At 42.0% G+C, this 15,984-nt stretch carries 12 protein-coding genes; 4 read left to right on the forward strand and 8 right to left on the reverse strand.

All coding sequences use genetic code 11. From position 1 onward, the window contains the following. The first annotated feature begins 260 nt into the window (after positions 1–260). Positions 261–1,694 (forward strand): L-serine ammonia-lyase, encoded by a 1,434-nt coding sequence (locus tag DABAL43B_RS08130; protein ID WP_079691895.1) that lies wholly within the window; start codon positions 261–263, stop codon positions 1,692–1,694. 129 nt (positions 1,695–1,823) lie between these two features. Here the strand turns inward: DABAL43B_RS08130 and DABAL43B_RS08135 are convergent, their stop codons facing one another. The 3 genes from DABAL43B_RS08135 to xthA all read right to left on the reverse strand — a co-directional run bounded on the left by DABAL43B_RS08135 (position 1,824) and on the right by xthA (position 4,769). Next, positions 1,824–2,222, reverse strand: a complete 399-nt coding sequence (locus DABAL43B_RS08135; RefSeq protein ID WP_079691896.1) for a DUF4377 domain-containing protein — start codon at positions 2,220–2,222, stop codon at positions 1,824–1,826. A gap of 427 nt (positions 2,223–2,649) precedes the next feature. Continuing rightward, a complete protein-coding gene (argJ, locus tag DABAL43B_RS08145; protein ID WP_079691898.1) occupies positions 2,650–3,873 on the reverse strand; it encodes a bifunctional glutamate N-acetyltransferase/amino-acid acetyltransferase ArgJ in 1,224 nt (407 codons plus the stop codon). A 71-nt stretch (positions 3,874–3,944) separates the two neighbouring features. Then, positions 3,945–4,769 (reverse strand): exodeoxyribonuclease III, encoded by an 825-nt coding sequence (gene xthA / locus DABAL43B_RS08150; protein ID WP_079691899.1) that lies wholly within the window; start codon positions 4,767–4,769, stop codon positions 3,945–3,947. Positions 4,770–5,123: 354 nt separating this feature from the next. Between xthA and DABAL43B_RS08155 the strand changes: the two genes are divergently transcribed. Continuing rightward, positions 5,124–5,705, forward strand: coding sequence for a thioesterase family protein (locus DABAL43B_RS08155; RefSeq protein WP_079691900.1), 582 nt, complete (start codon positions 5,124–5,126; stop codon positions 5,703–5,705). 460 nt (positions 5,706–6,165) lie between these two features. Beyond that, positions 6,166–7,866 carry an AMP-binding protein gene (locus DABAL43B_RS08160; RefSeq protein ID WP_079691901.1) on the forward strand — a complete coding sequence of 567 codons (1,701 nt, stop codon included), beginning with the start codon at positions 6,166–6,168 and terminating at the stop codon, positions 7,864–7,866. Between the two features lie 111 nt (positions 7,867–7,977). On the opposite strand, the gene DABAL43B_RS08165 is transcribed toward DABAL43B_RS08160, so the two are convergent. The 5 genes from DABAL43B_RS08165 to sohB all read right to left on the reverse strand — a co-directional run bounded on the left by DABAL43B_RS08165 (position 7,978) and on the right by sohB (position 13,769). Then, complete coding sequence (locus tag DABAL43B_RS08165; RefSeq protein WP_079691902.1) at positions 7,978–8,847, reverse strand: SDR family oxidoreductase; 870 nt, start codon at positions 8,845–8,847, stop codon at positions 7,978–7,980. Positions 8,848–9,025: 178 nt separating this feature from the next. Beyond that, a complete protein-coding gene (locus tag DABAL43B_RS08170) occupies positions 9,026–9,784 on the reverse strand; it encodes a histidine phosphatase family protein (RefSeq protein ID WP_079691903.1) in 759 nt (252 codons plus the stop codon). Between the two features lie 69 nt (positions 9,785–9,853). Beyond that, the gene (locus tag DABAL43B_RS08175) at positions 9,854–11,137 is read right to left on the reverse strand and encodes a phosphotransferase family protein (RefSeq protein ID WP_079691904.1); all 1,284 of its coding nucleotides are present in this window, start codon (positions 11,135–11,137) and stop codon (positions 9,854–9,856) included. Between the two features lie 151 nt (positions 11,138–11,288). After that, on the reverse strand, positions 11,289–12,539 hold the full coding sequence (locus tag DABAL43B_RS08180) for an acyl-CoA dehydrogenase family protein (RefSeq protein WP_079693078.1): 1,251 nt from the start codon (positions 12,537–12,539) through the stop codon (positions 11,289–11,291). A gap of 255 nt (positions 12,540–12,794) precedes the next feature. Further along, positions 12,795–13,769, reverse strand: coding sequence for a protease SohB (sohB, locus tag DABAL43B_RS08185; RefSeq protein ID WP_079691905.1), 975 nt, complete (start codon positions 13,767–13,769; stop codon positions 12,795–12,797). Positions 13,770–14,135: 366 nt separating this feature from the next. Here sohB and aspS point away from each other — a divergent pair, with 366 nt between their 5' ends. Continuing rightward, positions 14,136–15,962, forward strand: a complete 1,827-nt coding sequence (aspS, locus tag DABAL43B_RS08190) for an aspartate--tRNA ligase (RefSeq protein WP_079693079.1) — start codon at positions 14,136–14,138, stop codon at positions 15,960–15,962. The last annotated feature ends 22 nt before the right edge of the window (positions 15,963–15,984 follow it).

Genomic DNA, 15,984 nt, shown 5'->3' on the forward strand with positions numbered 1-15,984 from the left:
TGTATTCTACAGCGACGGTTAACTTACAGGATGTTACATAAGCGTTGATGCCGAGCATCATAACGGAATTTAATAATAAACAACAGCTATTATTCACCCGTCACTCGAACTACCACGTTTAAACATTTCCATAGACGACGCTCTAAACTCACCGATTAACGGTGCCTGTAATCTTCTGTTGCCTATCATACTTCTATGTAGGCGCGATAGTTTTGCTATGCGGTTAAGCTGACTCCACCTCACTTTTTTGGTAATGTATTATGATTAGTGTATTTGATTTATTTAAAATCGGCATTGGCCCCTCAAGCTCTCATACTGTCGGTCCAATGGTAGCGGCTAACTTGTTTTTAGAGTCATTACTTAAGCAAACTGATGTAACCAATATAAAAGCACTAGAGATTGAGCTATACGGCTCCCTAGCGGCGACAGGTAAAGGCCATGCAACCGATACGGCTATATTACTAGGCTTACTTGGGCATGCTCCCAGTACCATCGATACGCGTTTGACCAGTCAATATCTATCACCGATTTTTTCAGATAAGCAGCTCAATATGGCAGGCGAGCATCTGATTGCCTTCGATACTGAGCGTGACATTCACTGGTATGGTGATACCGTCCTACCCTACCATCCTAACGCCATGACTATCCGTGTGCTATTAGCAGACGGCAGCCATTATCAGCAAACCTACTATTCTGTTGGCGGTGGTTTTGTTATCAATGAAGAAGATGCGACCAATCCGGATGAAGATCATGCCACGCCAACGATTGATGTTATCCCTTACCCGTTCAATAGCGCCGCAGAGCTACTTGAGCAATGCCGTCAGCATCGCTTAAGTGTCAGCGATTTGGTATTGGCGAACGAGCTTCATTATCGTGAGCAATCAGAAGTATTTGCTTATTTAGATTCTATTTGGGATTCGATGCAAGATTGCGTGACGCGAGGCTGCCAAAACAGTGGCATATTACCCGGTGGTTTAGATGTGAAGCGCCGTGCTCAAGCATTATATTTGCAACTGTGTGCTGAAAAAGATCAGCCGATAGCAAAAAATGACAAACTGGTTGCAATGGATTGGATTGATTTATATGCCTTGGCAGTCAATGAAGAAAATGCCAATGGCGGTAATGTCGTGACCGCACCCACCAATGGTGCGGCAGGCATCATTCCTGCCGTCATGCATTATTATCGCGACTTTTTATCAAGTTACAGCATAGATGGCGCGCGCAAATTTTTGTTAAATGCCACTGCTATCGGTAGTCTTATCAAACAAAATGCCTCTATTTCTGGCGCTGAAGTTGGTTGCCAAGGAGAAGTTGGCTCTGCTTGCGCGATGGCAGCTTCTGCATTGGCAGAAATATTAGGTGGCGATCCTGCTAAATGCCTCAATGCTGCCGAGATTGGTATTGAGCACAATTTAGGCCTTACCTGCGATCCTGTGGGCGGCTTGGTACAAGTACCCTGTATCGAGCGCAATGCGATGGGCGCTGTCAAAGCCGTCAATGCAGCACGACTTGCTTGCCGTGGTAACGGACAACACTTTGTTTCTTTAGATAAAGTCATCGAAACCATGAAAGTAACGGGCGCAGATATGCTGGATAAATATAAAGAAACCTCACGTGGTGGACTGGCAGTTTATGCCGACAACCGTATACCTACCGCTACTCAAGGTGTCAGTGTAAAATATAGCCAGTGCTAATACAGTTTTTGTTGATATAGCCTTTGTCGATATCAATTTTACAAAAATTCATTCCATAAAAAAGACCTCTAACGAATTAGAGGTCTTTTTGTTTACGCTAAATGCAATTAATCAGTAATCAATTAATAATTATTCGGCTTTCTTTGACACAACTTCATTTAGAATCCAAACTGGCTTAGCGACGTTAGTTAGTTCATTCATGACCACTTCTTGACGAACATCTAGAACATAGCGGTAATTTGGCTCATAAGTGAAGCCTTGGATATTACCGTTCAAAGGTGTGTAGTTTTTCTGATAAGTTTGACGATACTGTAGGCACTCTGATTCAACCATCGTACCATTAGAAGCTTGAAGCTCGCATACCGCTTTAAGTGGCGCTATTTCTATCTTAAAACTTGGAATGCTGACAACTTTAACATCCATAGCTTCACCTTCTACTACCATGGTACGTTCATTATTCATACCCATAGTCGAACAACCCGATAAAACAAAAGTCGTCATCAATGCTGCAATTGCTAGTTTTTTCATTATTCAATCCTCAGTGTATTAATATTAATTATTACCTTTTTTGAGCTCTTTTTAATCTGTTTTTTAATCTGTTGTCGGGGCTCAAAATATAGTAGGCATTTATAACGATACCGCTGCTCATCGCAAGCAAGACATCAATCTCAATAAAATCCATACTTACCGAAATAAAATAAGTAGCCTGTCTGAAGTACCGTTTATTGTTTACTGCAATTAGTATAGGTTGCAAAGTAACTAACGCTCTATAACTACTTTGTAACTTAACGTCAGCTTTTGCAACTGGTATCAATCAATGGTCTTTATTAGTAACTTAAATAGCATAATTTTAGATAGTGTGATTTCAAACCACACCTTGATATGGAAGATAAAATAAAAACGCTCAGGATCATAGCGATTCTGAGCGTTTTTTACGTGAACTTAGAGAGGATACCTAACTACGATAGTCAGCATTTATTTTGACATAATCATAAGACAAATCGCAGGTGTAAACCGTATCACTAGCATCACCACGTGCTAAATTGATATGAATGGTAATCTCCGGACGACTCATCACGTTCTTGCCCGCCTGTTCTGTATAGCTCGGTGCAGCTTCACCATTTTGACAAATCATAACCTCGTCTAAATAGACATCGACTTGCTCGGTATCGAGGTCTTCAATTCCAGCATAACCAACGGCTGCTAATATACGACCCCAGTTGGCATCACTGGCAAAAAACGCTGTTTTAACCAAAGGTGAATGCGCAACGGCATACGCGACATCACAGCATTCTTGCGTGGTTTTACCACCCGTAACTTTTACGGTCATAAATTTTGTAGCGCCTTCACCATCACGTACAATCAATTGTGCTAGACGAACAAAAACTTCAGTCAAAGCCTCAAATATCGATTGGTAATGTGGATGCTCTGGGCTATCAATCATATCTGAGCTGGCAGCGCCCGTTGCTATCAGTACACAGCAGTCATTGGTTGAGGTATCACCGTCAACAGTAATGCGATTAAAAGACTGCTCATTAATGGTGCTAAGCATCTCTTGTAATAGATCAGCGGCAATATTGGCGTCAGTTGCCACATAGCCGAGCATCGTTGCCATATTGGGGCGGATCATGCCTGAGCCTTTTGACATGCCAGTAATATGATAACTACTGCCAGCAATATCGATCTTTTTACTGGCGAGCTTTGGAATCGTATCCGTCGTACGAATACCATTCGCTGCTGCAAGCCAATTATTAGGCGCTAAATTGGCTAATGCGTTGTCTAGTCCAGCGATAATGGCGTCACTGTTTAGCGGCTCACCTATCACCCCAGTCGAAAACGGCAACACAGCATAGGTATCCACGCCAGCTTTAGCAGCCAATGCAGCACAGATATCTGTCGCACGACGTTTGCCATCAGCGCCAGTACCCGCATTAGCGTTACCAGTGTTGGTTACCAAATAACGAGGTGCCGCTTTAGCAAAGTGCTCACGTAATACACGCACAGGAGCGGCACAAAATGCATTTTTAGTCGTCACAATAGCAGCCGTTGAGTCAGCAGCGATTTCAATGATCACCAGATCATCACGATCTTTATAGCGTACGCCTGCTGCGGTGGCGCTTAATTTAATACCATTAATGGGATAAATCGTCTCAGGTACTGCAATATTGCCAACCGCCATAGTCAAATCCTTATTCTTCAATACTTATATATTTTTTATGAGTAATAAAGTTGGTTATAAAACCGTCTTTATTATACTTTAGTTAAGTCAAATGCCGTCCAAATAGGCGCATGATCAGACGGTTTTTCCATAGCGCGCAGCTCGTAGCTGATACCAGCATCGACACATTGACTGACCAAATCAGGCGTACATAAAATATGATCGATACGCAGTCCGCGTTTAGGGTCATCATCAAAACCACGACTGCGGTAATCAAACCAGCTGTACAATTCCGTACTTTCTGGATAATGCAGACGATAGGTATCGGTCAGCTCACGCGACATCAACGCCGCATACCACTCACGCTCTTCTGGTAAAAAAGAGGTTTTTCTATTTTTCAGCCAGCGCTTGGCATTGACTTCACCAATGCCAATATCGATATCTTCTGGTGCAATGTTCATATCACCCATGATAACAAGTGAGCGTCCTTCCGCTTTTAAAGTGTCGATATACGCCATTAAATCTGCATAATAAGCGCGTTTCATCGGAAATTTGGTCGGATGGTCTTGGCTCTCTCCTTGTGGGAAATAGCCATTGAGCACATCAATCTCCCGTCCGTCAAACTCATAACGCGCATGAATAAAGCGTTTTTGCGCCTCAGCATCTTCACCTGGAAAGCCTTTTTGTACAAAAATAGGGGCGACTTTAGATAACAATGCCACACCGTAATGGGCTTTTTGTCCAAAATACTCGACGTGATAACCCAAACTTTCAACATTTTCAAGAGGAAACTGTTCATCATGCACCTTGGTTTCTTGTAAACCCATGACATCAGGATCGATGATATCTCTTACCGCCTCAAGCTGATGTTGACGGGCGCGGATACCATTAATATTAAAGCAAACAAAACGGGTCATAAATTATCCTATACTAATAAATAAAATCACAGTGCTTTTATAAATAAATGCTTCTCTGAATAAATGTTGTTATGAAACAGTGCTGCTATAAATAAGTGCTGATATGAATATGTGAAATACGGCAGAGCACAGAGGTTTATGATAACAGACATAGACAACTCTATCTGTTGCGCCCCTTTATATCTTGAGTTAGAGTAGCTATTCAGCGTGGCTACCTAGTGGCTGCTTAGTGGTTACCTATGCGGTATCGCTCGCTTATTATCCTCACTACCGTATACCGTATTTTTTATTAAACGATGTTTATCCAGCCACTTTATTTAGCCGCTTTATCAAAAAAATCTATTGAGCATTATTATGACAGCCGTTACTATTAAAAATATACACGCAGTATCAAAACCAAGTAGCGCGACCACGCCGCTATTTGCCACTAATTATAATATTTATATCAATCACACTGATGCTGGTGGCATAGTCTACCATGCCAATCATCTAGTATTCTTTGAAAACTGCCGCCGTGACTGGTTTACTAAGCTGGGCCTAAATGGTTATTTTTTGCAGAGCGATGACGGTAATATTCAGCATTTTGTCGTCAGCCAAGCAGACTTGCAATATAAACGCGCCATTTTATTAGATGACGTTATCACTGTGCGTATCGATAAAGTTGAGCTAAAAGCCGCCAGCATTATATTTTATCAAAGTATTTATCGTCAGCAACCTAAGAATGAGTTTTCTGGCAACAATAAGGCGAGCGCCACTTTATTAAGCAAGACTAAAATCGTCGTGGCCTGCGTACAAAACCAGCTAACAACAGACACCATCTCTAATAATAAGTCTGATGCTGACGTTAATAATATCGCACCAATGCGCCCTATTCGTGTGCCACAAGAATTACACGATGCTATTCAGCAAGTGCTAGCACTACATAATGATGAGTAATTGCACTAACAATCTTCTTTCATGATACATAACAGTTTAGCCTGCCATGATGGTCGCTGGTTTTATTTTATTAAAGACTAGATATATTCATCTACAGCTATATTGTATGGACTGAGCAGTATTCGCATGCTAATAGTGACTTTACCTAGATTCATGCTATTGTATTGCTTAAATGTATCATTTTATATTAGATAGATTATACTTTAGTTATAGATAACTGGTAAAACACTTTAGTTCAGTATATTCATCTAAGATTAGACTGTTTATTCATTAGACTCTCAGCCTTTTATCATTAATCAACGTAAATAACCGCACCGAAACTTAGTAGTCCGTCAATAGATAAGGATATTATCAGAATCAGCGATAATTATTTTATGTCAGCGCTGTTCTTCTTATTGACACGGATCTGGCTGCTTAGCTACAAAAACTTAACCTATATTAAATTTCAAGGACGCTGACTATGATGCCAAATAAACCTTGGCTTGCGAATTATCCTACTAGTGTACCTAAAACTATCAATCCAGATAGATATAGCAGCATCATGGAGCTATACGAAGAGTGCTTTGATCGCTTCCGTATGCATCCAATGAGTATTTGTATGGGCGTCACTCATACTTATGATGATATGGATAGAGCATCCCTCGCGGTTGCTGCATGGCTACAGGCGCAAGGACTACCTCAAGGCAGTGTGGTTGCACTCATGATGCCAAACGTACCGCAATACTTACCAACGATGATTGGTATTTTGCGCGCAGGCTATGTATGCACCCCTATCAATCCTCTATATACTGGTCGCGAGCTTCGTCATCAACTAAATGATTCAGGCGCTAAAGTAATTTTTGTGGTCGATAACTTTGCCCAAGCACTTGAGCAAGTCATTGAAGAGACTCATATCAAGCGTATTGTCCTATCAAAAATGGGTGATATGATGGGTCTAAAAGGTATTCTAGTAAATACTATTATTCGTCAAGTTAAACGCTTAGTCCCTAAGTACAATCTTAATGATCCTAAATACGACGTCACCAAATTCCCTGATGTGCTTAAAAAAGGCAAAAACCTTCCCTTCCAAAAGCCAAAATTGTCTTTGGATCAAACAGCCTTTTTACAATATACCGGTGGTACAACGGGACTATCAAAAGGAACCATTTTAACTCAACGTAATATCGCAGCAGCTGCCATGCAGTCAGAAGCATGGACACGGCCTATTACCTCAGAGATTAATGAGGTCTATATCAATATGGTTATGGCGTTACCGCTGTATCATATTTTCGCCTTTATGCTAAGCCTGCTGGGCATGCGCTCAGGTTATACCTTTATTCTGGTACCCAATCCACGTGATATACCAGGGTTTATCAAAACTTTATCAAAACAGCCGTTCCATATTTTCCCTGCCGTTAATACGTTATTTAAAGGGCTACTCGATAATCCGAACTTTAAAAACTTAGATTTTAGCTCATTACGCATCTCGCAGGCAGGCGGTATGGCGGCCACTGAGCAAACAGCAAAGCGCTGGCTTGAGACTACAGGTTGTCCAATGGTTGAAGGTTGGGGGATGACGGAAGGGGTTGCGGCCGGTACTGCCAACGTCATTACTGATCGGAAGTTTAATGGCACCATTGGCATTCCTGTACCGAGTGTCGATGTTATCGTGGTCGATGATAATGGTGAGCCTGTAGGTTTCAATCAGTCCGGCGAGATGTGTATCAAAGGACCAAATATTACCTCAGGATACTTTAATAAAGACAATACCGATGACTTTACTAAAGATGGTTATTTCCGTACTGGTGATATTATCAGCATGGATGACAGAGGCTATATCACCTTACTTGACCGTAAAAAAGATATGATTTTGGTGTCAGGATTTAACGTTTTCCCGAACGAAATAGAATCTGTCATGTTTGATTATAAGGGTATTCTTGATTGTGCAGTCATTGGCATCCCTGATGAGCATCAAGGTGAAGCCGTTAAAATCTATATCATTCCTACTGACAACAATGTTACCAAGAGCGATATTAAAGAATTTGCGTTAGAGAATTTGACTGGTTATAAATGTCCGCGTCATATTGAGTTCGTTACTGAGCTGCCAAAGAGTAATGTCGGCAAAGTATTACGCCAAAAACTGCGTGAGAAACATATGTCAGACAACCCTCAAACCCTGTAGTAATTAGAAGTCAAAGCTCTAGAAATAAAAAAGCCCTCTACATCAAATGTAGAGGGCTTTTTTATTTCTAGAGCTTTATTATTTCTCACATAAATATCAAAGCAACTGTTACTAGCTCACTCTATTCACTATTTGTAATGGTAGATACTTCATTGCCTGACCCACAATTGACCATGGTAGGCTTGGTACGCAAGCTTCTTCTACACCAGCTTCAATGGCTGCAACGATGGCTTTAGTGCCCGTATCTGCATCAACTTCGAACGGTAACGGTTTAGCATTGGTATTGATTTCAGTACGGATATAACCGGGGTAGATAGTAGAAACTTGAATAGGCAATTTGGTTAATAGCATATCAGCACGAATGCCTTCTGCCAAATGAGCCAAGCCCGCTTTACTCGCACCATAGGCAGTTAAGTGCTTAGGTAGTCCGCGCATCGCTGACATACTTGATATCACCACCAGATGACCGCTGTTTTGTGCACGAAAGATATTCATCGCCGCTTCACACTGCGCTAGCGCTGATATAAAGTTGATCTCAACCGTACGGCGGTTGGTATCAAAGCGCCCTTTACCAATACGACGACTATCGCCAACACCCGCATTGACAACGACACGATCAATATGACCAAAATCAGTGGCGAAAGCATCAAAAACTTCAAAAATTGAGTCATAATCGCTGACATCTAGCACGCGATACTCAATACGAATATCAGGGTATTGTGCCATCAGCTCTGACTGAAGGCTCTCTAAGCGTTCGGCACGCCTTGCACAAATAGCAAGATTATATCCAAGCTTAGCAAACAATTTTGCCATGCCCTCGCCCAATCCTGAGCTGGCACCGGTGATTAAAACTGTTTTGCCATGACCAACCTGCTGCTTATTCAAGCCTTTTAAATAACGTGCTGGCTGTACAGCACTAAATAATTGATTTTTACTTTTGGTAGCCGTTTTTGCCACTAGGCTCAGTAATTTATTTTGCATAAATAGTCCCTTATGTATCAATAACGATATCAATATAGCGTGAATACTTTATTAACTTTCTAGCTAGCTGTATTTATCCGCCACAGCTAATCATTAATTCACCATAAATTATTATACTTTTAAAATGCATCAACTATACCTTATTAAAAAAGCTTTACCATTAAAACCGCTTACTAGCTTATCGCCATGTCACAAAGCGTTTGCCCTCAGCAAATAAATGACTGTATTCATTTAAAGACAATAAACGTGCATTCTGCTCTTTTAAAGTAATAGACGTCACACCTGTATTGACCAAGCTTTTATTCAGCTGATAAGCGGTTTGGCTGCCCTGTTGTAATAATTGCGCAGTAATTGCTGCAATTACACCGCCTGAAGTAAACACCAGAACCGTACTATCACGATCTAAATTTAGGTTTGCCACTTGGATGCGTACTTGCTCAAGTGCTTGCTTTGCACGTTCATTAAATTGTGACCAGCTTTCGATATAGTCATGATCATTGTCGCCACCATGCCAGCGCTGCATCGCGGCATCAAAAAGCTCAGCTAGGCGCGTGACTGGCATCTCTGACTTAGCAATCTCAAGCGCAATGGCACCTTTACTCATAAAATCAGGATCGGATTTTATGAATACATCTTTATGATTAAACTCGTCAAATTGTGGCAGTACATAGCTATCTGGCGCACTCATATTGATTGCTGGCTTGCTGGATATATCACTATCCGTACCAACAGATGACTGATAACGCTCCCAAAAATGCCGTGCAGAATCTTGTTGCCTGACTAAGCTACCGGTAAAAATAGCATCAATTCGGCGCTGGGTCGTAGCATAATGTTGACCTAGCATTTGTGCCTGTACCCCACCAAGCTCTGAGAGCTGATCGTAATTTTCTTGTCCAAATGACGCTTGACCATGACGTGCTAAAAGTATGGTTGTCATAAAATATTGCCTTATTATTGCTTTATTGTCACTTCATTAATAATACTTTTTGAATTTTCCTTTAAATACTCATTTTTCAGCTTTATGAGCAGTTTGTACAAAATAGCTTTTTGGCAAAATGCCTTTAATAACGGCTTGTACAGGACTTGGTAACTGCTCAATCGTGGCAGCATCGACACCCATATCTTGCAGATGCGGCTGTACATGGCTGGTAAATAGCACCTCGCCTTCATACTGAGCAATCAGTTTAAGACACTTGGCATGTAGTACATGCACGATAATCCAAAAGTTCTTAAACGCAGGATTGGTCGTTTGTTTATGATAGTAGCGATAGTAAATTTGCTGGACGATACCCGCTAGACGAAATAAACCAAATACTTCATAAAAAGTCCAGTTATCTATCTTTAATCCTGTCTGTTCAAGATAATAGGCCACCGCTTCATCACGTGTCATCATGCCTTTTAAATGCGTAGGCTGACGGCGTGACTGCTGCATAATGATATTATCATCTGCTTCAATCCAGTAAGCCAAGGCGCTACCCAAATCCATCAAAGGATCACCCAGTGTCGCCATTTCCCAATCAAGAACGCCGATGACTTTGGTTGGATCTGCTGCATCCAAAATCACATTGTCAAAACGCCAATCATTATGAATAATGCAGGTTTTGCTATCAGCAGGCGTGTGCTTACCAAGCCATTGTCTTACCAGTGCAAAGCTTGGTACGTTAGGCGTCTTGGCTTTGACATAGCGCTTATCCCAGCCACTTACTTGGCGCTCACAGTAGCCATCACCGCGACCAAGGGTCACCAATTCAGGATGGTTTTTATAATCTACTTGATGTAATTCAACCAAAGCATCGATGACATTGGTACATAACGCACGCGTTTGCTCTGGATCCAAATCAATACCTTTTGGTAAATTGGCACGAGGAATGATGCCTTCCATGCGCTCCATAACATAAAAATCAGCACCGATAACGTCTTCATCAGTACATAGTGCGACCATTTTTGGTACATAAGGATAAGCGTCTTTTAAGGCTTTTTGAACGGTGTACTCTCGTACCATATCATGCGCAGATTTGGCTTTGGTGCCTTTTGGTGGACGACGCAAGATTAAGTCTTGGTTTTTCCCTTCACCATCATATTGCAAACGATAAGTCCAGTTTGAGGCGCCGCCTGAAAATTGAGTAACGGTAGGTTCGCCTTGGATGTCGACACCTTGTTCGCACAGCCATGTGCTTACGGCTTTGACATCAAGCTCTTCGCCATCACGAACAGCGCCACCTTTATCTAATACTTTATTAGGTGTTTGTTTATCGGTAGCAGTATTTTTGGCAGGATTAACAGTTGCCATAAGATATTCCTTATCGTGTGGTCAGTTATTATTATCAATGAGTATAGGGGTGAAAATTCACTATTAATGGTTTAATAGTGAATTTCAATTAAAGATTACGTCAAGAAAATGGTAATTAAAACCAATTTACATACGCTTATTACCAGCTAAATTAGGCTTTAGTAGGTTTTGACGGACGGCTAAAACCCTGACGCTTTAACTCTAACTTAGCAATCATAGTTTTATGTACTTCATCAGGACCATCGGCTAAGCGTAGCGCACGTGCTTGAGCAAAGAAACTTGGCAACATCGTGTCTTGGCAAACGCCCATGCCACCATGAATCTGGATTGCCATATCGACCACATCTTGTAAGACTGTTGGCGCGACGACTTTAATGGCAGAGATTTCAGTGAGTGCCGCTTTCGTTCCTTGAGCGTCCATCTTTTGCGCCGCATATAGCGTTAATAGACGCGCTTGGTCAATTTTAATGCGCGCATCAGCGATACGTTCAAAGTTACCGCCCAATTGTAGCAATGGCTTACCAAAAGCAGTACGTTCCATACCGCGTTTAATCGCCAACTCTAGCGACTTTTCTGCGGCACCAATACAACGCATACAGTGATGAATACGACCTGGCCCTAGGCGACCTTGCGCAATCTCAAAGCCCATACCTGGTCCACCAATAAAGTGACTGACTGGCACGCGTACCTCATTGAAGCTGACTTCGCCATGACCATGCGGTGCATCATAGTCGCCAAATACTTTAAGCATACGCTCGATGTTTACACCCGCTGTTTTTGCCGGCACTAACACCATAGAATGTTGATGATGACGGTCTTTACTTTCATCAGGGGTGTAAGCCATAACAATCAATACATCAACCGCAGGATCACCGAGACCAGATGACCACCATTTACTACCATTGATGATAATCTCATCGCCTTTCACCACAGCCGTCGCTTGCATATTGGTCGCATCACTTGATGCCACATCAGGCTCAGTCATACAAAATACAGAGCGCGTCTTACCTTCTAATATAGGCGTTAACCATTTGTCTTGCTGCTCTTGCGAGCCATAACGCCATAGCAGTTCCATGTTGCCACTATCAGGCGCATTACAGTTAAATACATAAGGTGCTAGCAAACTGCGACCCGTCAATTCTGCAATCGGTGCATAATCCGTAACCGAAAGCCCTGCGCCCAATTCATCATCAGGTAAGAATAAATTCCATAGACCTGCTTCGCGTGCTTGTTTGCGCAAGCTTTCGTACTTTGCTGGCCACTGCCAATTTTTCCAATTACCATCAGGATTTTGCTCATGACAATCTTGCCAAAATTGCGCTTCTATTGGTTCAATTTGCGTCTCAATAAACGCTTTGACTTTGGCATGCATGGCTTGGCCATGTTCTGTTGCGGTAAACATTAAGGTGTTTGTAGACATAGATGACATCCCTTTCCTTGTTGATTGTCTTAATCAAGCTTTTATAAAAAGCTTAATTAAAATTTTATAGTGTACGTACGTATACTCTCATTGGTATCCTATATTTATAACATAGGGATTATTAATAAACAGCAAAAAGGCGCGACCCGCTGGGACACGCCTTTTACAAAATACAAACAATGCTTGGATTAGAGTCAAATCACTACAGCATTACCCTCTAAAAGCTCATCTAGAAAGCTACTTTAAAATATTTAAACGGCTATTGAAATCAAAGCGCATCAAAGCATCGGGTAGTTTCTCAACTGCCATATTTAACGTTGCTTCTGCGGCTTGTGACAACCCTAATTTTTCTGCTAGTGTTGGCTTTTGGCGTGAATGCAGTGCATAGACGTCGTTGTTTTCCATACGCTCTAACAGATAACTGTCTGATGTCTGTAATTTATCGACTAGGTTTAAATGCAGCGCATCTTCGCCATACCAATGCTCGCCCGTCGCAACTTTATCTACATCAAGCATACCGCGATAACGATTAACAAAGTGCTTAAATAACTCGTGCGTTTGCTCTAACTCTTCTTGATATTTGGCACGATCTTCGTCGTCATTTTCACCAAACATAGTCACCGTACGTTTATAATCACCAGCCGTAAACATCTCATAATCTACATCATGATTTTTGAGCCATTTATGGAAATTAGGCAATTGTGACACCACACCGATAGAACCAATAATGGCAAATGGTGCAGCTACGATATTGTCCGCTACGCAAGCCATCATATAACCGCCACTAGCTGCAACTTTATCGACGCATACTGTTAGTTTAAAACCGGCATCTTTTAGGCGAGCCAATTGTGCTGCTGCTAGTCCATAACCATGTACTAACCCACCGCCTGATTCTAAGCGCACGACGACTTCATCGCCTTTATTCGCCGTACTAATAAGCGTGCTAATTTCTTCACGTAGATGTTTGACAGCAGTTGCTTTAATATCGCCATCAAAATCGAGTACAAAGACTTGTTGCTTATTATCGGTATTTTTCTTCTTGTTTTTGGTTTTTAGCACTTGTTTTGCTTTCTTAGCCATCGTTTTTTTGAATTGCTTGAGGGCAGCTTTACCTTGGGTTGCTTCCATCAAGTCTTCACGGCGTTGCTCTTGATTCTTATTTAGATGTATAACTCTTAACTCAACGGGGTTTTTAGAGGGATAAAAAAGCATGAATATGATTCCTTCAATGATTAAGATAATTTTAGTATGATTTTATAAGTTAGGCTGATATGTGCACGCTAGCTGATATTTTCAAGCAAAAGAACAATATTTAACTTAATGCAATTGTTACAGCATAAATACGCCATATACCTATCCTTGCTGAGCTTTGATTGGGCTGAATCGGTTGTATAACAAAGGCATATTAGGCATAATATGCCTTTACACTAAATTTTCTGTAGCCAACGTGATGACTATTTGTCTTAATCGCGTTGTTTGTGCTTTTTAGCGGATAGCTTGAATCGCGCAACGATGGCTGCATGATTGTATTTCGAATTGGGCTGACAACTGGATAACTATATTATGACGCAAAGCACTATGACGCATAGCGAATACCGAGACGAATATTGCGGAGCCGTAACCGAAAGCTTAATAGAGCAAACCATTAGTGTCGTAGGCTGGGTACATCGTCGTCGCGATCACGGTGGCGTGATTTTCTTAGACATGCGTGACCGCGCTGGTATCTTGCAGGTAGTCGTCGATCCTGATACCCCAGAAGCGTTCGCTACTGCTGATGCGGTACGTCCTGAATACGTGCTAAAAATTACGGGTCGCGTACGTCGCCGTTATGAAGGTACTGAAAACAATAATATGACCAGTGGGCATATTGAGCTATTGGCTAAAGAAATTGAAGTGTTGGCAAAGTCTGAAACGCCGCCATTCCCATTAAATGATGAGAAAACCACGGTATCAGAAGACTTGCGTCTAAAATATCGCTATCTTGATATGCGTCGTCCGCAAATGCAAGATCGCATGGTATTCCGCGCTAAAGCTACCTCAGCGATTCGTCGTTATCTAGATGACCATGGCTTCTTAGACGTTGAAACGCCTATATTAACTCGTGCAACGCCAGAAGGCGCGCGTGATTATCTTGTTCCTTCGCGTACACGTCCGGGTAACTTTTTTGCCTTACCGCAGTCACCGCAGCTATTTAAACAATTATTGATGGTGGCAGGTTTTGACCGCTATTATCAAATTGCCAAATGCTTCCGTGATGAAGATTTACGTGCTGATCGTCAGCCTGAATTTACCCAAGTAGATATCGAGACTTCTTTCTTAAATGAAGAAGAAATCATGAATATCAACGAAGGTCTTATCAAGCATGTCTTTAAGACCATGATGGACGTTGAGTTTGAGCAATTCCCACGTATGACTTATGCAGAAGCGATGCGTGACTATGCGTCAGATAAGCCTGACTTACGTATTCCGCTTAAATTGATCGACGTTGCCGACTTAATGAAAGACGTTGATTTTAAAGTATTTGCCGGTCCTGCTAACGATCCTAAAGGTCGCGTCGCTGCCCTACGCATACCTGGTGGCGCCTCATTAAGCCGTAAACAAATCGATGCTTATACCAAGTTCGTTGGTATCTATGGCGCGCGCGGTTTGGCTTATATTAAAATCAATGACGCTAGTAAAATCAACAACGGCGTGGACAAAGAGTCTGGTCTACAGTCTCCGATCATTAAAAATATGACGGATGATGTATTGGTTAGTTTAGTCGAACGTACTGCTGCAGAAGATGGCGATATCATCTTCTTTGGTGCGGATAAAGCCAGTGTGGTGAATGATGCAATCGGTGCGTTACGTCAGAAAATCGGTCTAGACTTAGAAATGACCACTTGTCAGTGGGCACCGCTTTGGGTGACTGATTTCCCGATGTTTGAAGAGACTGACGATGGAAAATGGACGTCAATGCATCATCCGTTCACTAAGCCTAAAGGAACCGTACAAGAGCTAAAAGACAGCCCAGAAACTGCGCTATCTATTGCTTACGATATGGTCTTAAATGGCACAGAAGTCGGCGGTGGTAGCTTACGTATCAACACTTTTGATATGCAGCAAGCGGTACTTGAGGCTTTAGGTATCGGCGCGCAAGAGGCTGAAGACAAGTTCGGTTTCTTACTCGATGCGCTAAAATTCGGTGCGCCGCCGCATGGTGGCTTGGCTTTTGGTTTAGATCGCCTAATTATGTTGATGGTAGGCGCGGACTCCATTCGTGATGTCATCGCTTTCCCAAAAACCAAAACTGCTGAGTGTCCACTAACTCAAGCACCTGCGGAAGTAGATAGCAAGCAGCTACGTGAGCTTGGTATTCGTGTGCGTGAAAAGGTGCAAGCTGACACCAACAAACCTGCTGAATAAATGGTCTGATAATGCGCAGATA

The sequence above is a fragment of the Psychrobacter sp. DAB_AL43B genome (assembly GCF_900168255.1).
Taxonomy (GTDB): domain Bacteria; phylum Pseudomonadota; class Gammaproteobacteria; order Pseudomonadales; family Moraxellaceae; genus Psychrobacter.